Annotated in this window: 19 protein-coding genes, 1 tRNA gene and 1 pseudogene; 15 read left to right on the forward strand and 6 right to left on the reverse strand. The window is 73.8% G+C overall.

What is annotated here, in order from left to right:
* Positions 1-232 precede the first annotated feature (232 nt).
* From ACFYWL_RS13635 to ACFYWL_RS13660, 6 genes and pseudogenes are all read left to right on the forward strand, one after another.
* Positions 233-310, forward strand: a pseudogene (locus tag ACFYWL_RS13635) (hypothetical protein); the annotation flags it as partial.
* Positions 311-522: 212 nt separating this feature from the next.
* Positions 523-1,377 (forward strand): XRE family transcriptional regulator, encoded by an 855-nt coding sequence (locus ACFYWL_RS13640; protein ID WP_386972032.1) that lies wholly within the window; start codon positions 523-525, stop codon positions 1,375-1,377.
* Between the two features lie 380 nt (positions 1,378-1,757).
* Positions 1,758-3,926 carry an AIPR family protein gene (locus ACFYWL_RS13645; RefSeq protein WP_386971734.1) on the forward strand — a complete coding sequence of 723 codons (2,169 nt, stop codon included), beginning with the start codon at positions 1,758-1,760 and terminating at the stop codon, positions 3,924-3,926.
* Complete coding sequence (locus tag ACFYWL_RS13650) at positions 3,923-7,087, forward strand: type I restriction endonuclease subunit R (RefSeq protein ID WP_386971736.1); 3,165 nt, start codon at positions 3,923-3,925, stop codon at positions 7,085-7,087. Before ACFYWL_RS13645 ends, ACFYWL_RS13650 begins: the two co-directional genes overlap by 4 nt.
* 25 nt (positions 7,088-7,112) lie before the next feature.
* Entirely contained in the window at positions 7,113-8,696 is a 1,584-nt protein-coding gene (locus tag ACFYWL_RS13655) for a protein kinase (RefSeq protein ID WP_386972011.1), read from the forward strand.
* A 47-nt stretch (positions 8,697-8,743) separates the two neighbouring features.
* Positions 8,744-8,926, forward strand: a complete 183-nt coding sequence (locus tag ACFYWL_RS13660) for a hypothetical protein (protein WP_386971739.1) — start codon at positions 8,744-8,746, stop codon at positions 8,924-8,926.
* A gap of 285 nt (positions 8,927-9,211) precedes the next feature.
* On the opposite strand, the gene ACFYWL_RS13665 is transcribed toward ACFYWL_RS13660, so the two are convergent.
* A complete protein-coding gene (locus ACFYWL_RS13665; RefSeq protein ID WP_386971741.1) occupies positions 9,212-9,898 on the reverse strand; it encodes a CGNR zinc finger domain-containing protein in 687 nt (228 codons plus the stop codon).
* 136 nt (positions 9,899-10,034) lie between these two features.
* On the opposite strand from ACFYWL_RS13665, the gene ACFYWL_RS13670 reads away from it, so the two are divergent.
* Together ACFYWL_RS13670 and ACFYWL_RS13675 are read left to right on the forward strand one after the other, a co-directional pair.
* Positions 10,035-11,045: a DMT family transporter gene (locus tag ACFYWL_RS13670; RefSeq protein ID WP_386971744.1), complete on the forward strand. Its 1,011-nt coding sequence runs from the start codon at positions 10,035-10,037 to the stop codon at positions 11,043-11,045.
* A gap of 105 nt (positions 11,046-11,150) precedes the next feature.
* Positions 11,151-14,111 (forward strand): BTAD domain-containing putative transcriptional regulator, encoded by a 2,961-nt coding sequence (locus ACFYWL_RS13675; RefSeq protein WP_386971746.1) that lies wholly within the window; start codon positions 11,151-11,153, stop codon positions 14,109-14,111.
* Positions 14,112-14,204: 93 nt separating this feature from the next.
* Here the strand turns inward: ACFYWL_RS13675 and ACFYWL_RS13680 are convergent, their stop codons facing one another.
* Positions 14,205-14,390 (reverse strand): hypothetical protein, encoded by a 186-nt coding sequence (locus tag ACFYWL_RS13680; RefSeq protein WP_386971748.1) that lies wholly within the window; start codon positions 14,388-14,390, stop codon positions 14,205-14,207.
* A 225-nt stretch (positions 14,391-14,615) separates the two neighbouring features.
* Between ACFYWL_RS13680 and ACFYWL_RS13685 the strand changes: the two genes are divergently transcribed.
* The 5 genes from ACFYWL_RS13685 to ACFYWL_RS13705 all read left to right on the forward strand — a co-directional run bounded on the left by ACFYWL_RS13685 (position 14,616) and on the right by ACFYWL_RS13705 (position 21,141).
* Positions 14,616-16,166: a pyridoxal phosphate-dependent decarboxylase family protein gene (locus ACFYWL_RS13685; RefSeq protein WP_386972014.1), complete on the forward strand. Its 1,551-nt coding sequence runs from the start codon at positions 14,616-14,618 to the stop codon at positions 16,164-16,166.
* Positions 16,167-16,214: 48 nt separating this feature from the next.
* A complete protein-coding gene (locus ACFYWL_RS13690) occupies positions 16,215-17,639 on the forward strand; it encodes a stearoyl-CoA 9-desaturase (RefSeq protein ID WP_386971751.1) in 1,425 nt (474 codons plus the stop codon).
* Positions 17,640-17,719: 80 nt separating this feature from the next.
* On the forward strand, positions 17,720-18,289 hold the full coding sequence (locus tag ACFYWL_RS13695) for a cobalamin-dependent protein (protein WP_386971754.1): 570 nt from the start codon (positions 17,720-17,722) through the stop codon (positions 18,287-18,289).
* Positions 18,282-19,658 carry a methylaspartate mutase gene (locus ACFYWL_RS13700; protein ID WP_386971757.1) on the forward strand — a complete coding sequence of 459 codons (1,377 nt, stop codon included), beginning with the start codon at positions 18,282-18,284 and terminating at the stop codon, positions 19,656-19,658. The genes ACFYWL_RS13695 and ACFYWL_RS13700 overlap by 8 nt, the downstream gene beginning before the upstream one ends.
* Before the next feature lie 115 nt (positions 19,659-19,773).
* Positions 19,774-21,141: an aspartate aminotransferase family protein gene (locus ACFYWL_RS13705; protein WP_386971759.1), complete on the forward strand. Its 1,368-nt coding sequence runs from the start codon at positions 19,774-19,776 to the stop codon at positions 21,139-21,141.
* A gap of 115 nt (positions 21,142-21,256) precedes the next feature.
* On the opposite strand, the gene ACFYWL_RS13710 is transcribed toward ACFYWL_RS13705, so the two are convergent.
* The 3 genes from ACFYWL_RS13710 to ACFYWL_RS13720 form a co-directional block, all read right to left on the reverse strand.
* Positions 21,257-22,057, reverse strand: coding sequence for a putative protein N(5)-glutamine methyltransferase (locus ACFYWL_RS13710; RefSeq protein WP_386971762.1), 801 nt, complete (start codon positions 22,055-22,057; stop codon positions 21,257-21,259).
* A gap of 205 nt (positions 22,058-22,262) precedes the next feature.
* A tRNA-Ala gene (locus ACFYWL_RS13715) sits at positions 22,263-22,335 on the reverse strand.
* An 89-nt stretch (positions 22,336-22,424) separates the two neighbouring features.
* Positions 22,425-23,015, reverse strand: a complete 591-nt coding sequence (locus ACFYWL_RS13720) for a YqgE/AlgH family protein (RefSeq protein ID WP_074478540.1) — start codon at positions 23,013-23,015, stop codon at positions 22,425-22,427.
* A gap of 236 nt (positions 23,016-23,251) precedes the next feature.
* Here ACFYWL_RS13720 and ACFYWL_RS13725 point away from each other — a divergent pair, with 236 nt between their 5' ends.
* Entirely contained in the window at positions 23,252-24,055 is an 804-nt protein-coding gene (locus tag ACFYWL_RS13725) for an S-methyl-5'-thioadenosine phosphorylase (protein WP_386971765.1), read from the forward strand.
* A 65-nt stretch (positions 24,056-24,120) separates the two neighbouring features.
* On the forward strand, positions 24,121-25,716 hold the full coding sequence (gene mdlC, locus ACFYWL_RS13730; RefSeq protein WP_386971768.1) for a benzoylformate decarboxylase: 1,596 nt from the start codon (positions 24,121-24,123) through the stop codon (positions 25,714-25,716).
* Between the two features lie 78 nt (positions 25,717-25,794).
* Here the strand turns inward: mdlC and ACFYWL_RS13735 are convergent, their stop codons facing one another.
* Positions 25,795-26,811: a hypothetical protein gene (locus ACFYWL_RS13735; protein ID WP_386971770.1), complete on the reverse strand. Its 1,017-nt coding sequence runs from the start codon at positions 26,809-26,811 to the stop codon at positions 25,795-25,797.
* Between the last annotated feature and the right edge of the window lie 134 nt (positions 26,812-26,945).

The following is a 26,945-nucleotide window of genomic DNA, read 5'->3' on the forward strand; positions in this document are numbered from 1 at the left end:
TGAGAGTGATCGTGATGTCCGAAGTTGTGTCGGTCGTGTTCGGTGGGTTGGTGCCGGGGTTCCTCCTCGGGTTGCTGGCCTTTCGGGTCAAGTCGCGGTGGTGTCCGCGCTGCGGGGAGTCCACGTTGGCCATGCCGCCGACGGAGCGGGACCGGTGACCCGGCCCACGCGGCGCACCGGTGACGAGCCGCCGATCGGACGGCGGGTGGCGGAGCTGCGCGTCAGTCGGGGCATGAGCCAGCAGGTCTTCGCCGACCGGATCGGCAGGTCCAAGAGCTGGGTGGACAAGGTCGAGCGCGGCGTCCGTACCCTCGATCGGTTCTCGGTGATCGAGACGGTGGCCGCGACCCTCGGGGTCGCCCCGGCCGTCCTGCTCGGCGGCAGGGCCCAGCGGGGTTCGGCCGCCGGCACCGACACCGGCAGCGCCGTGGAGCGGGTGCGCGAGGCGTTGCGCGCTACGACGTACCCCGGATCGGCGGCGACGGCCCGCCGGCGTCGTCGCCGCGCCAGCGTGCCGACCAGGTGGGGTACGCCTGGACGGCGTACCGCAACGGCCACCACGCCCAGGTGTTGCGGATGCTGCCCGACCTGCTCGCCGAGGCCCGCTCGGCTGGCGACGCGTCCGCCGCCGGCCTGCCGGTGCGGGTCTACCGGCTCGCCGCCCAGGTGCTGGTGAAGCTCGGCAAGGCCGACCTGGCGTGGCTGGCGGCCGACCGGGCGATGAGTGCCGCCGCCGACGATCCACGGCGGGCCGGCCTCGCGGCGGTCTCCGTCGCCCAGGCGCTCCGGGCGCTGCGCCAGGGCAAGCTGGCGATGGGTGCCGCCGCAGCCGCCGTGCGCCGCCTGGACCTCGCGCGGTCCCAAGTCTTCCTGCCGGAGGAGCCCACGCTGACGGGAACCCTGCTGAGCGAGGCCGCCCTCGCCGCCGCCTCCTGCGGGGCCGTCGCCCCCGTTGCCGAGTTCACCGAGCGGGCGGTCCAGCTCGCCGCCAGCCACGGCGAGCGGCACCATGACGACCACGACGGCATCGGCTTCGGCCCCATCATCGTCGAACTCACCCGTGCCCTGACCGCCATGCGCCTCGGCGACCACCATCGGGCCGTCGCCGCCCACCGACGGGCCACCCGCGACGACTCATGGCGTCTGCTTCCCGCCGAGCACCGGGCCGCCCACCTCGTCGACATCACCCGCGCCCACCTCGACCTCGGCGACCATCACGCCGCCGGCCGCGCCCTGGTCATCGCCGACGGCATCGCCCCGGCCGAGACCCGCCTCCGCCCCGCCGCCCACGCCGCGCTGACCGCCGTGCTCCGCGCCGGACCCACCGCCGCCGACGTGGCCCGCCTCGCCGCCACGATCGGCCTGACCCGACGGTAGCCTCACCCCCAACGCTCTGAGCGCCCCCGGGCCACGTCACGCCGCGGTCGCCGACCGATCGGATATCCGACTCGGGCGGTCGCGCTTTCCAGGCGCGGACGTGACGTCGGCGGCGCCGAGCTGCGCCGACACGTTCCGCTAAACACTCCCTCACGGAAAGCGATCTCCGATCGGCCCGCCGGGCCGCCAGGACGGCTACGATGGGTGACGCACCCTCGTCAAGATCAACTCCTGCCCGTTCCGGCGCGCTTCGCCGCGCGCAGCAGGCTCAGCCCGACACCGGCGCACCTCCGCCCACTGTGCTGCGGCGGTAGCGCAAGGCCGGGCCTCCCGACGCGGTGTGCTGCGATGACGGTGAAGATCGGCAGTGAGGTAGTCGGATGAGCGGACAGCCCACGACCCACGGTGCGTCGTCCTACGAGACGGCCCCGAAGACCCAGGTCCACCAGGTCCGCAGCGCCCTGCTGCGGGAGTTCCACGGGCTGATCGGCCTTGAGGATCTCGCCAACAAGTCGGCCACCGACCGCGAGCAGGCGTTCCTGTCGCGGGCTCTGGCCGCCCTGACGGTCCGCGACCTGACCGGCTGCGACTCGGCAGCCGCCGCCGAGGCGGTCATCGACGGCCGGGACGACATCGGCATCGACGCGGTGGCCATCGACAAGAACGCTTCGCACCTCTGGCTGGTCCAGGCCAAGTGGAGCGACACCGGCAAGGGCAAGTTCGTCGTCGCCGACGCGCTCAAGTTCATCGAGGGCCTCCACCACATCGACGGACGGCGGTTCGACCGCTTCAACGTCCGGTTCCAGAACCTCGCCGACCAGGTCGCCGCCGTGCTCAGCAACCGGGGCTCGAAGATCACCCTGGTGCCCGCAGTCATGCGCACCGAGCCGCTCGCGGCCGACGTCCTCCAGCGGCTGTCCGACGCCCAGGAGGAGTTCAACCAGTACGGCAACATGCTCGGCCGGCGCATCTACCTGGCCCGCGACATCTGGGAGGTGGTGCGCAACGACTTCGCCGAACCGCCCATCCCGCTGATCGCCAGGATGCAGGACTGGATCAGGGTCACCGAGCCCTACGAAGCCTTCCAGGGCATCGTCTCGGTCGCCGAGATCGCCGAGTGGTACGACGCCCACGAGGATCGCCTCTTCGACCGCAACATCCGCAAGCCGCTCGGCATCACGCAGGTCAACCAGGGTTTGATCGACACGCTGACCGCCGACCCCCACAACTTCTGGTTCTTCAACAACGGCATCACGGTGCTCTGCGACACCCTGGAGCCCGAATACTTCCACCGTTCGGCGCGGCGGTCGCCGGTCACCCTGAGACTCGACGGGGCCAGCGTGGTCAACGGGGCGCAGACCGTCCACGCCATCCACCGGGCGCACCGCAAGGACCCGGAAGCGGTCGCGGACGGCTACGTGACCGTCCGGGTCATTTCGCTCAAGAACTGCCCGCCGGGCTTCGCCGACGCGGTGACCACGGCCACGAACACGCAAAACCGGGTCGAGCGGCGCGACTTCGTCGCCCTCGATCCCGTGCAGAGCCGCATCAAGCAGGACTTCCTGCTCTCGCTTCAGAAGACCTACACGGTGAAGCGCGGCGAGCCGGAGCCCGCCTCGGAGAGCGGATGCTCGGTCGAGGCCGCCGCCGTCGCGCTGGCCTGCGCGCACCGGAATTCCGACCTCGCCGTCCGGGCCAAGCGCGGCGCGGACCTGCTCTGGGAGGAGGGTTCCCAGGGCGCCTACCACCTGTTGTTCAGCCCGCAGGACCAGCCGTCCGCCTACCAGATCTGGCGCAGCGTCCTCGTGCTGCGGGAGGTCGAGGCCGCGCTCCACCGGACCGCGAAGGACCGCCAGGCGCGGGCCGAGGCGATCGTGGAACGCGGTGACCGGCTGATCGCCCACGTCGTCTTCCAACATCTGGACCTCGACGGCATCGACGAGCCCGACACCGACTGGGACGCGATCCTCGCCCAGGTGCCGGATGCGACCGAGCGGGCCACCGCCTGGCTCATCCACCACGTCGACGCGGCCTTCGGCCCGAGGTCAATGGTGTCCGGCACGCTCGCCGATCCGCAGCACTGCCGTACCCTCGCGGGGTTGGTCCTCAAGGACCTGCGGCGCGGCATCCCGGTCCCCGACCTGCCGCAGGAGTACCGCCCGGCCAAGCGGGTGTCGAAGCAGCGACGGCCCAACGCCGTCCCCACCCTGATCGACGCCGGGGTGCTGGCCGACGGCACGCCGCTGACCTACCAGGCGTCCGGGCGGCCCGAACGGGAGGCGATGGCCGCCTGGATCGCGGCGGACCCGAGCCGGGCAGCCGCGACCTGGGTCAACCAGCGGGTCCGTCCGATCCTGTGGGCGGCCGACGGCAAGCGTTACTCCCCCTCCGGCCTGGTGCAGGAGATGTGGCGGCTGGCAGGGTGGGGCAAGGCGCCCGCCGCCGCCCAGGGCCCGGCCCGGTGGCACCTGCCGGGGGGCAAGTCGCTCTGGACGCTGGCGCAGGAGACCCTGGCCGCCGTCGGCGACGACGTCGAGGAGGACGCGTGAGCGCAGCGCACCACGAGTCGAAGTTCGGTGCCGCGATCGTCGACGCCCTGCTCGCCGGCGGGTGGGAGCTGGGCAGCAGCGCCGACTACCGCCCCGACCTCGGCCTGGACACCGGCCAGCTCTTCGCCTTCATCGGGGCCACCCAGGCCGCCGAGTGGGACGAGCTGGTCACCCTCTACGGCGGCGACCAGGCCGCCGCGCAGCGCGGCTTCGCCAAGCGCCTCGACCAGGCGATCAGCGTCGACGGGTTGCTCGACGTGCTCCGCAAGGGCGTGAAGGACCACGGGGTACGCCTCCGCGTCGCCTCCTTCCGCCCCTCGTTCGTGGAGTCCGAGGCGATCCTCGACGACTACCGGCGCAACCGGCTCACCGTCGTCCGGGAGCTTGCGTACGCGACCAAGAACGCCGACCGGGGCAACCGGCTCGACCTGGCGCTGTTCCTCAACGGCATCCCGGTGGCCACCGCCGAGCTGAAGAACCCGCTGACCGGCTCGGGGGTCGAGCACGCCAAGGAGCAGTACCGCACCGAGCGGGACCCGACCGAGCTGATCTTCGCGCGGCGGGTGGTCGCCAACTTCGCCGTGGACCCCGACCTGGTCTTCGTCGCCACCCAACTGCGGGGCAAGCCGACCCGGTTCCTGCCGTTCAACACCGGCTCGGCGGGGCCGGGCCGACGGGGCGGCAAGGGCAATCCGCCGGCCACCGAGTTCGGCAAGTACGCCACCTCCTACCTGTGGGAGGAGGTCTGGCAGCGGGACGACTGGCTGGACCTGCTGGAGCGCTTCGTCCACCTGCACCGGGAGAAGGGCGCGGACGGGCGTACCCGAAAGACCTTGATCTTTCCCCGCTACCACCAGTGGCACGCGGTGAAGACCCTGACCGCGCACGCGGCGCGGCACGGGGCCGGCCACCACTACCTGGTGATGGCCTCGGCGGGGTCGGGCAAGTCGAACACGATCGCCTGGCTCAGCCACCGCCTGTCGTCGCTGCACGCCCCCGGCGACGTGGCCGAGCTGGACCCGGCCGCGGTGGAGTCCGGCCTGAAGCCGGGCTCCCCCGTCTTCGACAAGGTCATCATCATCACCGACCGGCGGAACCTGGACGCGCAGCTCCGCGCGACGGTCGGCAGCTTCGAGCAGACCGCCGGCCTGGTGGTGAAGATCGACGAGGAGCACGGGGCGAAGTCCGAGCAGCTCGCCCAGGCACTCTCCCGCGCGACGGGAAAGATCGTCACCGTCACGTTGCACACCTTCCCGGCCCTGACGGAATACCTCAAGGAACACCGGACCGAGATCCAGGGGCGACGGTTCGCGATCGTCATCGACGAGGCCCACTCGTCCCAGACCGGCGCGGCCGCCGACGCGGTCCGGGCCGTGCTGCGCGACCTGGGCCTGGACGCCGACTCCGACGACCCGGGCGCGACCAGCGCGCCGGCCCCGGCCGACACCGGGGCGAAGCTGAAGGAGCGGGCGCGCAGCCGGCAGCGGGCCGCCAACCTCTCCTACTTCGCGTTCACCGCCACGCCCAAGCAGAAGACGCTCGTGGAGTTCGGCACCCTGGGCGAGGACGGCAAGTACCACCCGTTCCACACCTACTCGATGCGCCAGGCCATCGAAGAGGGCTTCATCCTCGACCCGCTGCGCAACTACGTCACCTACGACACCTACTACAAGCTGGTCAACGGCAACCCGAAGGACCGGAAGGTCGACCGGGCCAAGGCGAACCCGCTGCTGGCCCGCTACGCGCTGACCCACGACTCGACCGTCGCCCAACAGGCGCAGGTCATCGTCGAGCACTTCCGCGGGCACACCGCCGGGCGGCTCGGCGGCCGGGCCAAGGCGATGGTGGTGACGGCGGGCAGGCCGCAGGCCGTGCAGATGGCCCGGTCGATCAGGAAGTACATCGGCGACCGCGGGTATCCCGACTGGGGCGTCCTGGTGGCGTTCTCCGGCACCCTCACCTACGACGACGAGGAAATCACCGAGGCGAGGGAGAACGGCGGGCTGCCGGAAAAGGCGCTGCCCAAGGCGTTCGCCTACACCCGTGCCGACGACAAGGCCGGCGGGATCGGGCAGCGCGAATACCGCATCCTGGTCGTCGCAGACAAATATCAGACGGGCTTCGACCAGCCGCTGCTCACCACGATGTACGTCAACAAGACGCTGACCGGCATCGCCGCCGTGCAGACCCTGTCCCGGCTGAACCGCACCGCCGACCGCAAGAGCCAGTCCGACCTGGCGGTGCTGGACTTCGTCAACAAGGCCGACGCGATCCAGGACGCCTTCCGGCCGTACTTCGAGGAGGCCGCCACCCTCCCCCCGGACCCGACCCTGCTCTACACCGGGCAGAGCCGGGTGATGTCCGCGGAGCTCCTCGTCGACGAGGAGATGCTCGCCTTCGCCACGGCCTGGCTCGCCGCCGATGAGCAGGCCGCCGGCAGCACGACGAAGCGGGCAAAGCTGCACGCCGAGCTGTACCGGCACCTCGACCCGGCGGTCGCCCGCTTCGCCGAGTTGCTCAACGGCGACGACGAGGATGACCAGGCCCGGGCCGAGACGTTCCGGGCCCACCTCAACGACTACGTCCGCAAGTACGGCTTCCTCTCCCGCATCGTCCCCTACCGGGACGACGAGTTGGAGAGCCTCTACCTCTACGGGCGGCACCTGCTCAACCGGCTGCCCCGACGCGACGACGGCGGCGTCGACATCGGCGAGATCGACCTCACCCACCTGAGGGTGGAGCTCAAGGGTGAGCACGACATCAGCCTCGCGCCGGAGGGGGCGGCCGAGCTGACGGGCCTCGGCGACGGCTCCGGCGGCGCCAAGGAACCCGAGAAGTCGCTGCTGTCCGAGCTCATCGCACGGTTCAACGCGAAGCACGGCACGGAGTTCACCGAGCAGGACGTGATCAAGCCGTTCACCGAGGCCCTCGCGGACCCGAAGGTGCGGTTGGCCGCCGTCGTCAACGACGAGGAGAACTTCGGCCACGTCTTCGACCCGGTCTTCGAGGACAAGATGATGGACCACTTCGACACCACCGCCGAGATGGGACGCAAGTACTTCGACCAGCAGCAGAACTTCCGCAGCTCGCTCAACCGCAGCGCCCGCAGCGCCGCCTGGCGGATGATCCGCGAGCAGGAGGGCGTCACGGACGCCGCCTGAGGAAGAGAGACGGGAGGCCACGGTGATGCGCCCGGAGCCGGTCGCCGGCCGGTACGAGCTGGTCGAGCAGATCAGCTCCGGTGGCATGGGGCAGGTCTGGCGCGGCTACGACGCCGTGCTCGACCGCGAGGTCGCGGTCAAGCTGATCCGCCCCGACGTGATCTCCTCCGCCGAGCAGGCCGAGGAGTTCGCCAGGCGGTTCCGCCACGAGGCCCGCGTGACCGCGCGCATCCGACACCACGGCGTCCCCCAGGTGTACGACGCGGTGCTCGACAACTCCTACGACCGCGTCTACCTGGTCATGGAGTACGTGCGCGGCACCTCGCTGCGCGCCTACGTCGATCCCCTGCGGCCGGTGCCGATCGAGTGGGCGACGACGATTGCCGCCCAGATCTGCACGGTGCTGTCCCACGCCCACGCCGTCCCCGTCGTGCACCGGGACCTCAAGCCCGAGAACGTCCTCGTGTCCGGCGGCGGCGCCGTGAAGGTGCTCGACTTCGGGATAGCCTCCATCCTCCGCACCGACGTCACCCGTCTCACCGGCACCGGCGGCCTGGTCGGCACCCACCACTACATGCCGCCGGAGCAGATCCAGGGCGCACGGATCACCCCCCAGAGCGACCTGTACGCCCTCGGCTGTGTGCTGCACGAGTTGCTCGTGGGTAGGACGGTCTTCACTGGTGACAACGAGTTCGAGCTGATGCGGCAGCACGTCAGCGAGGCACCGCCGCCGCTGCGGCGCCTCCGCCCCGACGTGCCCGAGGCGCTGGAGCGGTTGGTCGGCGAACTCACCGCCAAGGTTCCCGAGCAGCGCCCCCGGGACGCGCACGACGTCCACGAGCGACTGCTTCCGTTCCTCCCCGGGTCGGGGGCAACCCTGCCGACCACCGGTCACCGTCCAGCCAACGTGCCCGACCCCACGCTGCCGTACCGCCGTCCCAACGCTCCCAGGCCCCGCCCCGGCACCGCGGCGGCGGGCGATCCGCGTGACCGCCCCGCCCCACCCCCGCCACCGGACGCCCTGCCGGCCACCGAGCTGCGGGCGGTGCTCAGAGGCGCTGTGGAGCGTTCCAACGACCTGCTCGCGGAGGAGCGGTACACCCAGGCGGCGGAGGCGCTGCGACAGGTCATCGAGCCGGCGGCAGCGGCGCTGGGCGTCGAGAACCCCCGCGTCCTCACCCTCCGGCAGCGCCGAGCGGCGATCCTGGTCATCGGCGGTGACTTCCGCCGGGCCCTACCCGAGTTCGACGCACTGTATTCAGCCTTCGCGCGCACCGGAGGGCCGACCGGTGACGACGCGCTGGCCTGCCTGCGCCAGGCTGCTCACTGCCGGGCAGAGCTGGGCCAGGCCACCGTGGCGCTACGCCAGTTCAGCCAGGTTCTCGCCCACGTCCGCGCCGCCGAGGGCGACATGTCCTCGGACGCCCTTGAGCTACGACGAGACATCAGCATGTTGCTGCTCGCCGAAGGCAACACCGAGCAGGCGACGGCAGAGCTGGTGCCGCTGCACGAGGATCTCTCCCTGATCTACGGGCCGGAGCACGAGGAAACCCGGGAGATCGCCGACGTTCTCACCCGGCTGCGCCACACCGGCGGCGGTGCGAGCTAGCTCGCGGCGAGGAAGCACCGCTTCCCATTCCATGTCGAAGACCTGGGATGGGTCAGCCGCTGCACCAACTCCTGCCCCAGCAGCCACGACTGATCGAGGATGGACTGAGCCAGGCAGGCCAGGCCGAAGACGCCGGTCCTCTGATCTCTTCCGACGACGTCGCCAACGGCTTCTTCGGATTCCATCTCGCGATCGGAGCCAAGTCGACCGCCAGTACCTCTGTGACGTAGGGGCGCTCGACGAGCCGGACAGCCCGGTCGGGCGCCTCGTCGCTGGCGAGTCGGAGCAGGGTGAAAAGCAGAACCAGCGGCGAGAGCCCTTCTGGGGCCACGAAGTCCATTTGAGCCCCCCTGCCCCGCAATCTTGCACTTTCGGCCCTAACAAAAAGGACGATGCACCCACCCAGGGGGCCACAACTGCAAGATCGCGCGCAAGAATGGGAGATCTTGGAACGCAATGGCCCCTCCGGGGGCCGGAACTCTCCAAGATCTACGGAATCTTCGCCTTTGGTTCGGTCAGGTACGTGCGGCCGACGAGGCGCGCTGCCGGGATCGGTGCTCGCGTACCTTGCGGCGGTTGCCGCACTCGGCCATCTGGCACCACACCCCCGTCCGGTTGCGGGCGTGGTCGTAGAAGACCCACCGGCAGTCCTCGGCCGGGCACATCTTCAGCCGGCCCCAGGTGCCGTCGAGCGCGGCGACGGCCACGACGCCGAGCAGCCCGGCCAGCACGGCGTCGATGCCGCCGCGCTCGGGCACGAACTGCGGCGTCGCCGCCTCGGTGAAATTCAGGTGTACGGGCAGCCGCGCGGCGACGCGGTTGAGCCGGGTCAGCCCCGCCGGGGCGGGGGCAGCAACCCGGGGGCCGGAGGGCCCCAGGGGGACGACAGCGGCGGACCCGGTGCCGGCGATGGTGTCGCGCAGCGCCTCGCGCAGCTCCACCGCCGCCCGCCGGTCCGCCTCGGTCAGCACGGGCGGCACGCCCGGCCGGGGCGACTCAACAGGCTGGGCCAACTCACCGGGCCAGGGCAGCACGTCCGGCCGGAGCGGCACGCCCGGGAACTCGGCAGGTGACGACTGCGCGGCGAGCCAGGCGGCCAGGCCCTCCACCGTGTCGAGCTCGTCGACGCCGCGCTCCAGGTCGAGCGTGTTGACGAAGGACCGGACGACCTCCAGCCGGCCGGGTGCCTCCTGGCGTTTCATCGTCCCACCTCCCACATCGTCCCACCCCGCGCGCCGGTAACCGTTCAAACAGTTTAGAGGTTACAGTCGGGTTCGCGCTGGGTACCACCGTCCGCAACCGGTCCGACACGCACGACGACCACGCCGAGGTGACTCCATGACGGCATCCGCCGACCTGAACCCCTCGTCCGCCGACGAGCGGGACGCCCACCCCGACGAGCGGGACGCCCACCCCGAGGAGCGAAATGCCCGCCCCGCCCACGACGAGGAAGCGCCCGACCCCGGCGCGCGGCGACTCGGGCTGCTCGCCGTGTGCGTCGCCACCGCGCTGTGGGGCTTCGGCGGCACCGTCGCCAGCGACCTGTTCGACGCAGGGCTGCGCCCCGCCGAGCTGGTCGCCGCCCGTACCCTGATCACCCTCGCCGGGCTCGGCCTGCTGCTCGCCCTGGCCCGCCGCCGCGCCGGCACGCCGGGGCGCGCGGAGCCGATCGACTGGCCGCTGGTCGTCGCGTTCGGCCTGGCGATCGCCGTGGCCAACGCGTGCCTGTTCCTGGCCATCAGCCACCTGCCGGTCGCGGTCGCCATGGTGTTGCAGAATCTCGCCCCGGCGTTCGTGGTGGGGTGGCTGGTGCTGCTCGGCCGGTGCCGGCCCGGCATCGCGATCGCCCTGGGGCTGGTCGTCGCCCTCGCCGGGGTGGCCCTGGTGGTGGAGCTGCCCACCACGCCGCTGGGCGACGTGAACCTCCTCGGGGTCGGCTTCGGCATCGCCACCGCCGTCGGCGTGGCCGCCTTCTCGGTGCTGGGCAGCCGGGCCACCCGCAAGTACGGCGCGCTGCGCGCCAACACGTACGCGTTCGCCGTGTCCAGTGTGGCCTGGCTGCTGTACTTCGCCCCGCAGGGCGTGCCGGAGATCGTCGGGCGGCACGACCTTTTGCCCGGGGTGCTCTTCGTCGCGATCCTGGGCACCCTCGCCCCCTTCGTGCTCTTCTCCTGGGGCACGGCCCGGGTCGGCCCGCACGCCGGGGCGGTGAACATCTGCCTGGAGCCGGTGTTCAGCGCGGTCCTCGCCTGGACCTGGCTCGGCCAGTCGCTCAACGCCGTGCAGATCGCGGGTGGCCTGCTCGTCATCGGCGCGGTGGTCCACCTGCAACGGCTCCGGGTCGGCTGAGGAGGCCGGTTACGCGCCACGGGCCGCCGCCGGTTCCGCGCCACTGCGGCGGCCAGTACCCACTGTTAGCCTGAGTGGACACTCGGCGACGGTCAGGGGAAGGTCGTGCAGCTACGGGTCCTGGGGCCAATAGAGATCACCCACGAAGACCGCCGGCTCGACATTCCCGGGCTCCGCGCCCGCACGGTCCTCGCCATTCTCGCCGCCAACCGGGGCCGGGTGGTCCAGGTGGAGGATCTGATCGACACGGTGTGGGACGGCCATCCCCCGTCCACCGCCCGCTCCCAGATCCAGATCTGCGTGTCGCAGCTCCGCCGCCTCCTCGGCGAGGTCGGCCGCAAGGACGCCCTGGAGACCCGCTTCGGCGGCTACCTGCTGCGGCTGTCCCCCACGGAGCTGGACGCGGGGCGGTTCGAGCTGCTCGTCACCGAGAGCCGGCACCTCAGCGGCGACGGCCAGGTGGCCGAGGCGGTCGCCCGGCTGCGGGCCGCCGACGCGCTCTGGTACGGCGCGACGCTGGCCGGCGTGCCCGGCGAGCCGGTCGAGGCGTGGCGGCGGGGGCTCGACGAGCGGCGCGGCGCGGCCGTCGAGGAGCGGATCCGGCTGGAGCTCACGCTCGGCCTCCACGACGAGCTGGTGAGCGAGTTGGAGGCGCTGATCGCCCAGCATCCGCTGCGGGAACGGCTGCACGCCCACCTCATGCTCGCGCTCTACCGGGCCGACCGACAGGCCGACGCGCTGCGGGCGTACCGGCGGGCGCGGGCGCTGTTCGTGGAGGAGCTCGGCATGGAGCCGAGCGCGGAGCTGGCCCGGCTGGAGCGGGCCATCCTGTCCCGGGCGCCCCAGCTCGACCTTCCGGCGGCGCACGCCGCGTCCCCGGCCGCGCCGTCCGCCGCCGTGGGCCATGCGTCACCGGGTCCGCCCGGTCCGCAGGCTCCGCACCAGCTGCCAGCGGACCTGGCGGACTTCACGGGCCGGCAGAAGCTCGTCGGCGAGATCCGCGACCTGCTGACGGCCGAGGCCGACCCGGGGCACCGGGGCTTCGCCCCGCTCGCGGTGATCACGGGCCCGGGCGGGGCGGGCAAGACCAGCCTCGCCGTGCACGTGGCGCACTCGCTGGTGGACCGGTTCCCCGACGGTCAGCTCTACGCCAACCTCGGCGGCCCGTCGCCCAGCCCGGAACGCCCGGCGGAGGTGCTGGACCGCTTCCTGCGGGCGCTGGGCGTGGCCGGTCCGGCGATCCCCGACAACCTGACCGAGCGGATCGGGTTGTACCGCAGCCGGTTGGCCGGGCGGCGGGTGCTGATCCTGCTGGACAACGCCGCCGACGAGACGCAGGTCTCGCCGCTGCTGCCGAACACGGCCGGATGCGCGGTCATCGTGACCAGCCGGGTCCGGCTCGGCACCCTCGCCGGCTCGCACGAGGTCGACGTGGACGCCCTGACGCCGGAGCAGAGCGTGGCCCTGCTGCACCAGATCGTCGGCGACCGGATCGCCGCCGAGCCCCTGCAGGCCGACGAGCTGGCGCGGCTGTGCGGGTGGCTGCCGCTGGCGCTGCGCATCGCCGGCGCCCGCCTCGCCTCCCGCCCGCACTGGCGGGTGAGCCGGCTGGTGGACCGGCTGCGGGACCAGTCCCAGCTCCTCGACGAGCTGGTCCACCGCGACCTGTGCATCCGCACCACCATCGGGTTGAGCTACCACAGCCTGCCGGAGCGGTCCCGGCGGCTGCTGCGGCGGCTGGCGCTGCTCGACTGCGAGGACTTCCCGCTGTGGGTGACCGCGCCGCTGCTCGACGAGCCGCCGTCGGTGCTGGAGGACCTGCTGGAACAGCTGGTCGACGTGCGGCTGCTGGAGGCGCACGGCCACCCGCAGAGCGGCTCGACCCGCTACCGGCTGCACGACCTCGTCCGGGTCTTCGCCCGCGAACGCCTCCTGGCCGAGGAGCCGGCCGAGGAGCGCGAGGCGCTGGTGCGGCACGTGCTCGGCGCCTGGCTCGCCGTGGCCGAGGAGGCACACCGCCGGGAGTACGGGGGCGACTTCACCATCGTGCACGGCGCCGCCGCCCGCTGGCCGGTGCCGCGTACGGTCACCGACCGCCTGCTCGGCCGGCCGATGGACTGGCTGGAGCTGGAGCGGCGCAACCTGGTCTCCGCCGTGCGGCAGGCCGACGCCCTCGGCCTCGACGAGCTGTGCTGGGATCTCGCGTTCACCCTCGTGACGCTCTTCGAGGCCCGCAGCTACTTCGACGAGTGGGCGGAGACCGCCGACATCGCCCTGTCGGCGACCCGGCGCAGCGGCAACCGGCGCGGTGAGGGGATCACGCTGCACTCCCTGGGTGCGATGCACATGTTCCTGCGGGACCCGGGGCAGGCCGAGCGGATGTTCACCGCCGCGCTGCGGATCCTGCGTCCCCTGGGCGAGCGGCACGGGGTGGCGCTGGTGGAACGCAACCTCGCCTACCTCAACCGGCTGCGCGGCGACGACCGGGCGGCCCTGCGCGGGTACGAGGCGGCGCTGGCCGGGCTGGGCTCGGTCGGCGACCTGGTGGGCCGGGCGCACGTGCTGGTGAGCATCGCGGGGATCCGGCTGGAGCAGGGCGATCCGGCCGCCGCGCACGCCCTGTTGGGCGAGGCGCTCACCATCTGCCGGGACGCGGGGGCCCGGCGGGTCGAGGCGCAGGTGCTGCACCGGCTCGGGGAGCTGTATCTGCGCTCCGGCGAGCTGCGCCGCGCCGAGGAGTCGTTCCAGGGCACGCTGGAGATCGTCAGGTCCGCCTCCGACCGCACGGGCGAGGCGTACGCCCTGCACGGCCTCGGTGTCGTGTACGGCCGCGACGGGCGGCTCGCGAAGGCCCGGGCGATGCTGACCCGGGCCCGGCAGCTCGCCGGTCAGGTCGTCGAGCGGGTGGTGGAGGCGCAGGCGTTGTACGAGCTGTCGCAGTTGCCCGACCGGGACCGGGCGGAGGCGGCGGACCAGCTCCGCCGGGCGGTGGACATCTTCCAGGAGTTGCAGGCGCGGGTGTGGCACGCCCGCGCGCTGCGCGCCCTGGCGGACCTGTCCGGGTAGGCCCGGCGCGGGGCGGGCCGCCGGTCCCACCCGTCGGGCCCGCCCCGGTCCCACCGGCGGGCCCGCCCGTCCCACCGGCGGGCCCGTTCGGTCTCACCACTGCCGTTGGTGTGCGGTCGGCGCTCCCCAGCCGGTCTCGTCCATCGGTTCGATGGTGTGTCCGGCCGGGGCGCCCCAGCCGGTCTCCGGCTCCAGGTTCGGCGTCGAGGCGGTGCCGTGACCGGCGGGCACCGCGACGGCGAGGACGGCGGCGGTCGTCGCCAGCAGCAGGCGGATCATCGGATTCCTCCACGGGGATGGGTGCGGATCGCGTCTGTCACCTGTGTCCCCGGCCGGCTATCGAAGTCCTATCCCCGGGCTAACCGATCCGCGTGCCGCGCCGCCCCGCCCGCCGGATAGCCGGCTCATAGCCGGCCGATGGGTGCCCGGGGATTTCCTCCGCCGTCAGCCGCCACCGCCGATGTGGCGAACGGAGCCGGAGTCGAGGAGACCGCAGTGACGATCATGCAAGAGAGCACCCGGACGGAGACGGTCGCGGCGGGTTCGGCCGCCCGTCAGGTGGACGCCGTGCTGCCGCCGGCCGGCAGCCTCGCCGGGCTGGACCACGTGCAGGCGCTGACCGCGGTGGCGCTGGAGACCCTGCGGGAGGTGACTCTGGACCGGCCCGGCCCGGTGACCGCCGGCGGTCCGGCGGCGGTGCGGGAGGCCGCCCGGCGTTCCCTGGGCGGGCCGCTGCTGCCGGCGGAGCCGGGCTATCCGCTGGAGACGTTCCGCCGGTTCGTGCGCGACTACGCCACCTGGTCGGTCGACGTCAGCCACCCGGCCGCGGTGGCCCGCATGCAGTGCCCGCCCACCCCGGTCGCCGCCGCCGCCGAGCTGGTGGTGGGCATCCTGAACCAGTCCCTGCACGCCTGGGAGAGCGGCCCGTACGCCCTCGAACTGGAGCGCTACGTCATCCGCGAGCTGGGCGAGCTGGTCGGCTACGGCCCGGACGCGGGCGGCACCATCACCGCCGGCGGCAGCATCTCCAACCTGATGGCCGTGCTGGCGGCCCGCGACCGGGTGCTGGCGCAGCGGTGCGGGTGGCGGCCCTTCGCGCAGGGCCTCACGGGGCTCGACAAGCGGCCGGTGGTGCTGGCCACCGACGCCACCCACTTCTCCATCGGCCGGGCGGTGGGCATCGTCGGCCTGGGCGAGGACATGATCGTCCGGGTGCCGTCCGACGAGCTGGGGCGGCTCATGCCGGAGCAGTTGGAGCGTACGCTGGCGGGCCTGCCGGAGGACGTGGTCCCGGTGGCGGTCATCGCCTGTGTCGGCGCGACCGACCAGGGCTGGGTCGACGACGTGGCGGCGCTGGCGGAGGTGACCCGCCGGCACGGCGTGTGGCTGCACGCCGACGCCGCGTACGGTGGCGGGGCCCTGTTCTCCCCCCGGCTGCGGCCCCGGCTGGAGGGCATCGCCGAGGCCGACTCGGTCACCCTCGACCTGCACAAGTTCGGCTGGACGTCGGCGACCTCCGGCATCTTCCTGGTGCGCGACGCGAGCGTCATGAAGCCGCTGGCGCAGCAGACCACCACGCTGAACGCCGACGACGACGCCGAGGCCGGCTTCATCGGCCTGTACGGCAACTCGGTGCAGGCGACCCGCCGCGCGGAAGCCTTCAAGATCGCCGTCACGATGAACGCGCTGGGCCGCGACGGGATGGCCGCGATGGTGGAGGGCTGCCACGACCTCGCCCTCTACGCCGCTGACCGGGTCGAGGCGGAGCCGGCCCTGGAGCTGGCCGCTTGGCCGTCCATGAGCACGGTGCTGCTGCGCTACCGCCACGACGGCGACGCCGACGCCTTCAACGGCGAGCTGCGGCGGCAGCTCATGACCCGGGGGGTCACGCTGCTGGCCCGCACCCGCGTGCGCCGGCCCGACGGGTCGTCCCCGGTGTTCCTGAAGCTGATGCTGCTCAACCCGGCCACGACCACCGACGAGCTGGACCGCGTCATCGACGACATCCTCGCCACCGCCGCCGACCTGGAGCGGTCGGCGCGGGCGAGCCGCTAGCGCGGCGGGTCCTCCCGCCGCCTCCGAGCAGAGAGAAACAGGGGAGAAATGACTACCATCGACGCCTCTGCGCGGCCCGCCGACCCGGACGGCGCCGTCGTCACCGCGCCGCAGCGCACCGTCGCCACGCAACCGCACGGGCCCACCGGCGCCGCGCCGCAGCGCACCCGCGCCGCCACCGCCGCACCGCACGAGCCCACCGTCACCGCGCCCCGCCGCCCCGGGGCCCGGGCCGGCGGGCCGGCGGGGGCCGACCAGCGGCCCGACCGGCTGACGGTCGCCGAGCGGGACACCCGCGACTCGGTCGACAACAGCGTCCGCGACTCGATGCGGCGGCTGCCCGGCTTCGCCCAGCTCCCGCTGACCTTCCTCACCGGCCGGCCGCACACGGGGCAGCGTCCGCTGCGGCTGACCCCGACCGTCCACCTGGTCACCGCGACCGTGTCCGTCGCCGTCGGCCTGGCGGCCACCGGGGTCGCCCTGGCCCTGTCGGGCTGGTGGCTCGCGCTGCTGGCGCCCGGCTGGGCGAGCACCCTGCACGGCGCGCGCAACCTGCGCATGATGGTGTTCCACCAGTGCGCCCACCGCAACATGTGGGCCCGCAAGCGCCCGGACCAGATCCTCGGCAAGATCGTCGCCGGGGTGCTGATGGTGCAGCACTTCGAGCGCTACAGCGCCGAGCACGTGGCCGACCACCACGCGCTGCACCACATGACGCTGCGCGACCCGACCGTGCAGGCGTTCCTGGTCAGCCTGCGGCTGCGCCCCGGGATGACCCGCCGGCAGATGTGGCGGCAGGTGCTGGGCCGGCTCGCCTCGCCGGTGTTCCACGCCCGATTCCTCTGGGCCCGGATCCGCTCCTACAGCCACGCCGCCAGCGGCACCGAGCGGGCGGTCACCGCCACGGGGTACGCCGCCGTCGCCGCGCTCGCCACGGTCGCCCACGCCTGGCCCCTCGTGCTGGTCGGCTGGGTGCTGCCGATGACCGTCTTCTTCCAGATCAGCAACACCCTGCGGCTCTGCGTCAAGCACACGTTCCCCGCACCCTGGCAGACCCAGCGCCGCGGCAAGGCGTACTTCGCCAGCCTCACCAACGCCATCTTCATCGGCGAGCCCGCCCCGGCGAGCTCCCTGCGGGGCGGGGCCGCGGCGCGCGCCTGGGCCCGCTGGTGGACCCGGATGCTGCTGGTCCACTTCCCCTCCCGCTACCTGGTGCTCACCGGCGACACCGTCTGCCACGACTTCCACCACCGCCGCCCGATGAGCCGGGACTGGGCCAACTACATCTTCGCCCGGCAGGCCGACATCGACAGCGGGCACCGGGGCTGGCCACCGTACCGGGAGATCTGGGGCCTGATCCCCGCGATCAACCTGGTCTTCGACTCGCTGGCCGAGGCGGACCCGGACGAGTTCGACCCGCAGCGGCTCGCCGAGACCAGCGACCGCGAGCTGTTCGCCGCCTTCGACGACTGACCGGCAGGCGCGGCGGGGCCGGTGGGGCCCCGCCGCCCACCCCTACGACACGAGGGCCCGACGGCCCGGACGGGAGCATCATGGACACCACGCGACACCTCGTCATCCTCGGCGTGGCGGGCAGCGACGCGCACGCCGTGGCCAACCACCTGATCGCGATGCACCTGCGCGAGCACGGCTTCGACGTGGTCAACCTCGGCGTCTGCACGCCGCTGACCGAGTTCGCCGACGCCGTCGACGCGCACCCCGAGGCGGAGGCGGTCATCATCGGCAGCCTCAACGGGCACGCGTACGCGGACCTGCGGGACCTGCCGGCGCTGCGGGCCGCCGGGCGGCTCGCCCGCCCGGTGATCCTCGGCGGCAACCTGTCCGTCGGCAGCCACAAGGCCGACGACGTGCACGACCGGCTGCGGGCCCTCGGCGTCGACCACATCCTGGAGAACCCCTACGAGCTGCCGCTGGTGCTGGACCTGCTGCGCGCGGCCACGCCCGGCGCGGCCCGGCGCGCGAAGAGGCGCACCGCCCGGGTCAGGACCGGCACGCGGGCGGCCCACCCGCAGGTCACCGGCACGCGGGCGGCCCACCAGGGCGTCGGCACCCGGGCGGGCGGCCAGCGCGAGTCCCGGACGGCGGTGGGCAGCCGTGGCTGACTGGGCCGACCTGCACCTGGCGGACAGCACCGTCGACGGGCTGCCGTCCTGGGCGGAGACCGTGGCGCACCTGCGCGACAGCGGGGCGCCGACCGCCGTGGCGGCGCTGCGGGCGGCCCGACGCGCCGGCCGACCGATCGTGCAGCCGCGCTGCGGCGTCGGGGCGCACGACGCGATGATCGAGCTGCTGCGCTCGCTCGCGCCCGCCGGGCCGGGCATGCTGACCGTCACGATCGACTCGTTCACCCGGCTGCGGCAGTTCGACCACGCCGCCCGGGTGCTGCGGGAGAACCCGGCCGACCTCAACGGCTATCCCCTGGTGGCGCACGGCTGGCAGCGCGGCCGGGAGCTGGTCGCCACCGTCGACGTGCCGCTGGAGATCCGGCACGGCTCCCCCGACCCCCGGGACCTGTTCGCGGTGTCGCTCGCCGCCGGCTTCACCTCCTTCGAGGGCGGTGGGATCGGCTACAACATCCCGTACTGCAAGAACGTCCCGCTGGCCACGTCGCTGGAGTGCTGGCGGCAGGTCGACGCGGTCTGCGGCCGGCTCGCCGAGGCGGGCGTGCTCGTCGACCGGGAGCTGTTCGGCACCCTCACCGCCGTGCTGGTGCCGCCGTCGATCAGCCTCGCCGTCACCCTGCTGGAGGCCCGCGCCGCCGTGGCACAGGGGGTGCGCTGCCTGTCCATCGCCTACCCGCAGGGCGGGGAGGTCCACCAGGACGTGGCCGCCCTGCGGTCGATCCGCGAGCTGGCCGCGCGGTACCTGCCGGCGGACGTCGAGGTCTACCCGGTGCTGCACGAGTTCATGGGCGTCTTCCCGCGCGACCGCCGGGCGGCCGACGCGCTCGTCCTCTACGGCGGCCTGGTCGCCCGGCTCGGCGGCGCCGACAAGGTGATCAACAAGACGAACCAGGAGGCGTACGGCATCCCGGATGCCGCCGCCAACGCCACCGGCATCCACACCGCCCTGCTCGGCGGCTCCGCGCTGCTCGACTTCGTCCACCTCGACGAGGACCGGGTACGGGAGGAGATGCACTGGTTGCAACGCGAGGTCGCCGAGCTGGTCGACCCGGTGCTCGACGGCGACGACCTGGCCGGCGCGATCGTGGCGGCGTTCGAGGCCGGCCGGCTCGACGTGCCGTTCAGCGCCAGCGTGCACGCGCGGTCGGAGGTCGTCCCCGGCCGGGACCGTGCCGGGGCGATCCGCTACCGGGAGGCCGGCAACCTGCCCTTCTCGGCCGAGGTGCGGCGGCGCAACGCCGACCTGCTGCACCACGGGGCGGGCGATCCCGGCCGGTTCATCGAGACGGTGAGCGCCGACATCGACTACTTCCTGCACCGCGAGCGGGCGTTCCCGGTGCCGGCCTGAGCGCACCGGCCGGCCCCTCCGATCGCCCCGCCCGGACGCCCGCGCCCAAGAGCCGCACCCGACGGCTTTCCCGAAAGCCCGAACAGCCCTCCCGAAAGCCCGAAAGGACAGCACCATGCACTCTCCGAACCAGCAGCCCGACCCGGGTGCGGCGGCGGCCGTCCGGGCGGCCGACCGGGCCCACGTCTTCCACTCCTGGTCGGCACAGGCACACATCGACCCCCTGCCGATCGCCGGTGGACAGGGCGTCCACTTCTGGGACTACGACGGCAACCGCTACCTGGACTTCTCCTCCCAGTTCGTCAACCTGAACATCGGCCACGCGCACCCCCGGGTGGTCGAGGCGATCCAGCGGCAGGCCGCGCGGCTCTGCACGATCGCGCCGCACTTCGCCAACGACCAGCGCTCCGAGGCCGCCCGGCTGATCGCCGAGCACGCGCCGGGCGACCTCAACCGGGTCTTCTTCACCAACGGCGGCACCGAGTCCAACGAGCACGCGGTACGCATGGCCCGGCTGGTGACCGGGCGGCCCAAGGTGCTCACCGCCTACCGGTCGTACCACGGGGCGACGCACACGGCGATGCACCTGACCGGCGACCCGCGCCGGTGGCCCACCGACACCGGCACGGCCGGGGTGGTCCGGTTCTTCGGGCCGTACCGCTACCGGTCGGCGTTCCACGCCGAGACCGACGAGCAGGAGTGCGCCCGGGCGCTGGAGCACCTGGAGCAGGTCATCCAGTTCGAGGGGCCGACGACGATCGCCGCCGTGCTGATCGAGACCATCGTCGGCACCAACGGCATCCTGGTGCCGCCGGACGGGTACCTGCCCGGGGTCCGTGCCCTCTGCGACCGGTACGGCATCCTGCTGGTCACCGACGAGGTGATGACCGGCTTCGGCCGGACCGGGGCGTGGTTCGGGGTGGACCACTGGGGCGTCGTGCCCGACCTGATCACCTTCGCCAAGGGCGTCAACTCCGGGTACGTCCCGCTCGGCGGCGTGATCATCTCCGACCGGGTCGCCGCGGAGTTCGCCGACCGCCCCTACCCCGGCGGGCTGACCTACTCCGGTCACCCGCTGGCCTGCGCCGCCGCCGTGGCGACGATCCGGGCCATGGAGGACGAGGGGATCGTCGAGCACGCCGCCTGGCTCGGCGAGCACGTCCTGGGCCCCCGGCTGCGCAAGATGGCCGAGTCGCACCCCAGCATCGGCGAGGTGCGCGGGCTCGGCGCGTTCTGGGCGATCGAGCTGGTCCGCGACCGGCGCACGCGGGAGATGCTGGTGCCGTTCGCCGCCACCCCGGCCCAGGCCGCGCCCATGAACGAGCTGGCATCCGCCTGCCGCCGGCAGGGGCTGTGGCCGTTCACGCACTTCAACCGGGTGCACGTGGTGCCGCCCTGCCTGATCTCCGAACAGGACGCCCAGCGGGGGCTGGACATCCTCGACGAGGCGCTGGACGTCGCCGACCGGCACGTCGAGGGCTGACCCACCTCGTCCAGGTCGCGCGCCCGACCCCGGAACGCGTGGCCGCCCGTCCAGCGGGCGGCCACTCCGTCCGGGGTCGGGCGCGCGGTCGCCCGCGCCACGGCGGGACGCGCCCCTATCCCTCGGACTGCCGGTCGCCGGTCCGTCGGCCGACGGCCACCGTGCAGTGCCACTCGTCGGAGGTGAAGGTGGTCGCCACCAGCCCGTGCGCCGACATCGCCGCCGCCGTCCACGCGGCCTGACCCTCGCCGGTCTCGACGAGCAGCCGCCCCCCGGGGGCGAGCCAGCGCGCCGCGCCCTCGGCCACCCGGCGGTGCACGTCGACGCCGTCGGCACCGCCGTCGAGCGCCGCCAGGGGCTCGTGCTCGCGCGCCTCCGGCGGCATCATGGCGATCTCGTCCGTGGGCACGTACGGCGCGTTGACGACCAGCACGTCGACGACGCCCCGCAGCCCGGCCGGCAGGGCCTCGTAGAGGTCGCCCTCGTGGACGTGCCCGCCGATCGGTTCGAGGTTGCGGCGGGCGCAGCGCACCGACGCCGGCTCGATGTCGCAGGCGTGCAGCCGGACGCCGGGCACCCGGGCCGCGACGGCCGCACCGATCGCCCCCGTCCCGCAGCACAGGTCCACCACCACCGCGCCCGGGAAGGCCACGTCGACGGCCTGCTCGACGAGGTAGGTGGTGCGCTGGCGGGGCACGAACACGCCGGGTTCGACGACGACCCGCAGCCCGCAGAACTCGGCCCAGCCGAGGATGACCTCCAGCGGCTCGCCGAGCACCCGCCGCCGCGTCAGCTCGTGCAGTTCCTCCGGCGTCCGCGCGGCCTCGCCGAGCAGCCGTGCCTCGTCCTCGGCGAAGACGCAGCCGGCGGCGCGCAACCGCGCGACCGTCGCCCCGTCAGGCTCCGTGCGGGTCATCGCGGTGCTCCTGTCGCCTGCCCGGACGCGGTGTCGCCAGCGGCCAGGGCGACCCGGGCCGCCGGCACCGCCTCGCCGCCGAGCGGATCGGCGGTGCGGGCGACGTCCGCGAAGGGCAGCCCGCCCGCGTCACCGACAATGCCCCCGCCCGATCACGGACGGGGGCATTCACGATCAAACCACCGGTCGCACAATGGTGCGTCGGTGGAGCCGAGGGGACTCGAACCCCTGACCCCCACACTGCCAGTGTGGTGCGCTACCAGCTGCGCCACGGCCCCTTGCTTTTCGCCCCGGTCTCCCGGGCACGGAGAGAACTATACACACGCCCGCCCGCATGGTCATCTCGCGGGGCCCCTCCCCGCACGCGTCAGTTGAGCGCCACGTCGGGCGGGAAGTGGGCGACGGCGGCCATCATCCCGCCCTGCCTGCGCAGCACCATCGGCCACAGGTCGTCGGGGCGGTCGACGAACGCGTCGCCGGGCAGCGCGTCCAGGACGAACCAGGAACCGTCCTCGATCTCCTGCTCCAGCTGGCCCGCGCCCCAGCCCGAGTATCCGGCGAACACCCGGATGCCGCCGATGCTCTCCCGCATCCGCTCCGGGTCCACGGAGAGGTCGATCGTGCCCACCGCGCCGGAGACCTGGTGGAAGCCCCGCAGCCGCTTCACCGGGTTGCGCATCCGGGCCAGGCAGATGGCCGAGTCGGGCTGGACGGGGCCGCCCTCGAACAGCACCGCCGGGTCCCGCGCCAGGTCGCTCCAGTCGCCGAGGACGTCGGCGACCGGCACCTCCGTGGCCCGGTTGAGCACCACGCCGAGCGCCCCGCCCGGCTCGTGGGCCACGAGCAGCACCACCGTGCGGTCGAAGTTCGGGTCCTTCAGCGTGGGGGTCGCGACCAGCAGCCGTCCGGTCATCGAGTCCATGGCCCGCCCGCCGATCGCCTGGTCCTCTCCTTGCATGTCGGACATCCGTCAGCCGCGCGCCGGGACTCGGGAGCGGTCCGCCCGGGCCACACCGCCGCCGGGCCGGACGGGACCGTCGTGGCCGGCGCGGGGGGTGGCCGGCCGGACCCGGTCGGCACGGGACGCCGGGCTCATCCGTGCTGTCAACGCCATGCCTGGCACCATAGCCTGCGCCCGGGGCGCTGGCTAAGGTCTGACCGATGGGTGATCGAGCGGGATCGAAGGGGGCGACGATGGGTCCGACGGCGGACATCGCGGTCATCGGCGGATCGGGGCTCTACGCCCTGCTGGAGGGCGCGACCGAGCACCGGGTCCAGACGCCGTACGGCGAGCCCTCGGACGCAATCACGATCGCCGAGGTGGGCGGCCGGCGGGTGGCGTTCCTGCCCCGGCACGGGCGCGACCACCGGCACCCGCCGCACCTGATCCCGTACCGGGCGAACCTGTGGGCGCTGCGGGCGCTCGGGGTGCGGCAGGTCCTCGCCCCGTGCGCGGTCGGCGGGCTCCGGCCCGAGCTGGGGCCGGGCACGTTCGTGGTGCCGGACCAGTTGATCGACCGCACCAGCGGGCGGGTGCAGACCTACTACGACCGGGGCGCGGTGCACGTGGCCTTCGGCGACCCGTACTGCCCCGTGGGACGCCGGACGCTGCTGGACGCGGCGGCCGGTCGCGGCGTGCCGGCCGTCGACGGCGGGACGATGGTGGTCGTGGAGGGGCCGCGCTTCTCCACCCGGGCGGAGTCGCGCTGGTTCACCGCGATCGGCGGGGCGGTGGTCAACATGACCGGGCACCCGGAGGCCGTGCTCGCCCGCGAGCTGGCTCTCTGCTACACCCCGATCGCGCTGGTCACCGACCTCGACGCCGGGGTGGAGGCGGGCGAGTCGGTCACCCAGGAGGAGGTGTTCCGGGTCTTCGCCGAGAACACCGACCGGCTGCGCGGGGTGCTGCTGGACGCCGTCGCCGCCCTGCCGGCCGGGCGGGACTGCCCGTGCGGGCACGCGCTGGACGGGATCAAGCTGCCCTTCGCCCTCCCCTGACCCGGGCGGGCTCACGGGAGGGCGAATTGCCCGGTAGGCGGGGCTTTTCCCGATAGATTCGGCGGGTGGCAACGGTCCGCGAGACGACGTACGAGCTGTTGCGGGCGCTGGGCATGACCACCGTGTTCGGCAACCCCGGCTCGACGGAGGAGCCCTTCCTCCAGGACTTCCCCGCCGACTTCCGGTACGTCCACGCCCTGCACGAGGCGTCGGCCGTCGCCATGGCCGACGGGTACGCCCAGGTCACCGGCCGCCCCGCCCACGTCAACCTGCACACCGCCCCGGGTACCGGCAACGGCATGGGCAACCTCGTCACCGCCTGGCACAACAAGACCCCGCTGATCGTCTCGGCGGGTCAGCAGACCCGGGAGATGCTGCTGCTGGAGCCCCGGCTGGCCAGCCCCCGGGCGGCCGAGCTGACCCAGCCGTACGTCAAGTGGAGCCACGAGCCGGCCCGCGCGCAGGACATCCCCGCGGCGTTCATGCGGGCGTACGCCACGGCGGTGCAGCCGCCCGCCGGCCCGGTCTTCCTCTCCCTGCCCCTGGACGACTGGGCCCAGCCGGCGGACGGGCCGCCCGAGGTGCGCACCGTGGCCACCCGGTACGCCCCCGACCCGGCCCGGCTCCGGGAGTTCGCCGCGCAGGTGGCCGCCAGCCGCCGCCCCGCGCTGGTGCTCGGCGGGGCGGTCGACCGGGCCGGGGCGTGGCCGGCGGCGGTGGCGCTGGCCGAGCGGCTGGCCGCCCCGGTCTGGGCCGCGCCCGCCCCGGAGCGGGCCCCGTTCCCCGAGGACCACCCGCACTACCGGGGCGTGCTGCCGTACGCGATCGGGCCCCTGGCCGAGGCGCTGGCCGGCCACGACACCGTGCTGGTGGTCGGCGCGCCGGTGTTCCGCTACTACCCGCACGTGCCGGGCGACTACCTGCCCGCCGGCGCCCGCCTGCTGCACGTCACCGACGACCCGGACGAGACGGCCCGCGCCCCGGTCGGCGACAGCCTGCTCGCCGACCCGGGCCTGGCCCTGGCCGCCCTGGCCGAGCTGCTCCCGACGGCCGACCGCCCGCCCCCGCCGCCCCGGCCCGCCCCGGGGCCGCCCGATCCGGGCCCGCCGGTGAGCCCCGACGCGCTGTTCGCCGCCCTGGCCCGGCACTGGCCGCCCGACGGGGTCCTCGTCCAGGAGTCACCGTCCAACCTGGCCGCGCTGCGCCGCCGGCTGCCGGTCACCCGCCCCGGGTCGTACTTCACGATGGCCAGCGGCGGCCTCGGGTTCGGGCTGCCGGCGGCGGTCGGGATCGCGCTGGCCGAGCGGGACACCGGGCGGGGCCGGCCGGTGGTCGCGGTGATCGGCGACGGTTCGTTCCACTACTCGGTACAGGCGCTGTGGACGGCCGCGCGGCTGCGCCTGCCGCTGGCCGTCGTGGTCCCGGTCAACCAGCAGTACGCGATCCTCAAGGCGTTCGCCGAGCTGAAGCACACCCCCGGGGTGCCCGGCCTGGACCTGCCCGGCCTGGACGTCGTCGCGGTGGCCCGGGGGTACGGCTGCGCCGCCACGGTCGTCGAGGAGCCGGACGGGCTGGGCGACGCGCTGGGCACGGCGCTGGCGGCGGACCGGCCCACCGTGCTGCCGGTGCCGATCAGCACCGAGGTCCCGAAGCTGCTCTGAGCGCCTTCGGGGGCCACGCTGCGCCTTCGGGGGCCACGCTGCGCCTTCGGGGCCACGCTGCGCCTTCGGGGGCCGCGCTCAGGGGCGCAGGACCAGCGGCGCGCCGGTGACCACGTCGAGCACCGGCCGGTTGCCCAGCGGCGCCTTGAGGGTGGCGGTGACCGGCTCCAGCTTGAGCAGGTCGACGCACATGCCGGTGCCGCGGACGACCCCGCCGCCGACCACCACCACGTCGTCGCGCTCCTGCACCAGCGGGGTGATCCCGGTGTCGCAGGCGCCCACGCCGACCCGCCAGCTCAGCTTCGCCCCGTCGACGGCCCGCAGGTCCTGCGCGCCCACCACCCCGTCGGGTGCCCGCCCCGTCGGCGCGACCCCCTCGGGCGGTGCGGCGGGGGTGCCGGCGACGGCGAGCCGGGCCACCTTCGCGGTCAACTCGTCGACGGTGAACAGCCACGCCGGCACCTGCGCCTCGCCCCGGCTGGTGCGTACCGGCGCGGTGCCGAGCGTCACGGCGGTGACCGTGAGCGGCACGCAGGCCGACGACGGCGCGCTGCTGACCGGGTCGTTCGGGCCGACGCTGTGGCCGTACGGCCCCTCCCCGACGGTCGGGCCGCCGGGTCCCGGCTCGACGACCGGGCCGGAGCCGGGCTTCGCCGGCCGGCCGGGGCCCCTCGGCCGGCCCTCGCACGGCGGCGGGTCCCCCTGGTCGAGCTGCCGGTACGCCTCGGCGGCGCTGAGCAGCTTCACGGCGAGCGTCCCGTCGGAAAAGCGGATCGAACCGTCGGCCGGCCGGGCGGCGGGCACCTCGATCTGCTCGCGGTACCAGCCGTTGCGGAACGCCTGCTCGGTGTCGGCGGTGAACCCGGGGTCGCCGAGCAGCACGGTGGGCTCCTGCAACGGCAGGTAGCCGTCGGTCCAGGCGGCGCCCGGCCGCCACGCGCCGGCGACCTCGGCGGCCCGCTGCCCGAACGCGGCGAAGCGCTGGTCGGCGCTGCCGGCGGGGCTGCCGTCGGCGGGCGGCTCGGAACCGGCCGGCGCGCAACCGGCCGCGACGACCAACAGGGGCAGCCCCAGCAGGGCGAGAACTCGACGCATACCGCTACGACGCGCCCGCGCGGGCTGCGGTTCCGTGCGCCCCCCGGCGCGCGGCGCGGGTCCGGCCCATCGGGCCACCAGCCCCGGATACGACGAATGCGCCCCGGCCGGGTGGCCGGGGCGCATTCGTCAGG

It is taken from the genome of Micromonospora sp. NPDC002575, assembly GCF_042889525.1.
Taxonomy (GTDB): Bacteria; Actinomycetota; Actinomycetes; order Mycobacteriales; family Micromonosporaceae; genus Micromonospora; species Micromonospora carbonacea.

Excerpts from the sequence above, each read along its gene's own strand:
- ACFYWL_RS13665 (WP_386971741.1), bottom strand. The coding sequence starts at position 9,898 with ATGAAACGCCAGGAGGCACCCGGCCGGCTGGAGGTCGTCCGGTCCTTC.
- ACFYWL_RS13725 (WP_386971765.1), top strand. The coding sequence starts at position 23,252 with ATGGGTCCGACGGCGGACATCGCGGTCATCGGCGGATCGGGGCTCTAC.
- ACFYWL_RS13685 (WP_386972014.1), top strand. The coding sequence starts at position 14,616 with ATGCAAGAGAGCACCCGGACGGAGACGGTCGCGGCGGGTTCGGCCGCC.
- ACFYWL_RS13645 (WP_386971734.1), top strand. The coding sequence starts at position 1,758 with ATGAGCGGACAGCCCACGACCCACGGTGCGTCGTCCTACGAGACGGCC.
- ACFYWL_RS13695 (WP_386971754.1), top strand. The coding sequence starts at position 17,720 with ATGGACACCACGCGACACCTCGTCATCCTCGGCGTGGCGGGCAGCGAC.
- ACFYWL_RS13705 (WP_386971759.1), top strand. The coding sequence starts at position 19,774 with ATGCACTCTCCGAACCAGCAGCCCGACCCGGGTGCGGCGGCGGCCGTC.
- ACFYWL_RS13660 (WP_386971739.1), top strand. The coding sequence starts at position 8,744 with ATGGGTCAGCCGCTGCACCAACTCCTGCCCCAGCAGCCACGACTGATC.
- ACFYWL_RS13710 (WP_386971762.1), bottom strand. The coding sequence starts at position 22,057 with ATGACCCGCACGGAGCCTGACGGGGCGACGGTCGCGCGGTTGCGCGCC.
- ACFYWL_RS13735 (WP_386971770.1), bottom strand. The coding sequence starts at position 26,811 with ATGCGTCGAGTTCTCGCCCTGCTGGGGCTGCCCCTGTTGGTCGTCGCG.
- ACFYWL_RS13690 (WP_386971751.1), top strand. The coding sequence starts at position 16,215 with ATGACTACCATCGACGCCTCTGCGCGGCCCGCCGACCCGGACGGCGCC.
- ACFYWL_RS13655 (WP_386972011.1), top strand. The coding sequence starts at position 7,113 with ATGCGCCCGGAGCCGGTCGCCGGCCGGTACGAGCTGGTCGAGCAGATC.
- ACFYWL_RS13670 (WP_386971744.1), top strand. The coding sequence starts at position 10,035 with ATGACGGCATCCGCCGACCTGAACCCCTCGTCCGCCGACGAGCGGGAC.
- ACFYWL_RS13680 (WP_386971748.1), bottom strand. The coding sequence starts at position 14,390 with ATGATCCGCCTGCTGCTGGCGACGACCGCCGCCGTCCTCGCCGTCGCG.
- ACFYWL_RS13720 (WP_074478540.1), bottom strand. The coding sequence starts at position 23,015 with ATGCAAGGAGAGGACCAGGCGATCGGCGGGCGGGCCATGGACTCGATG.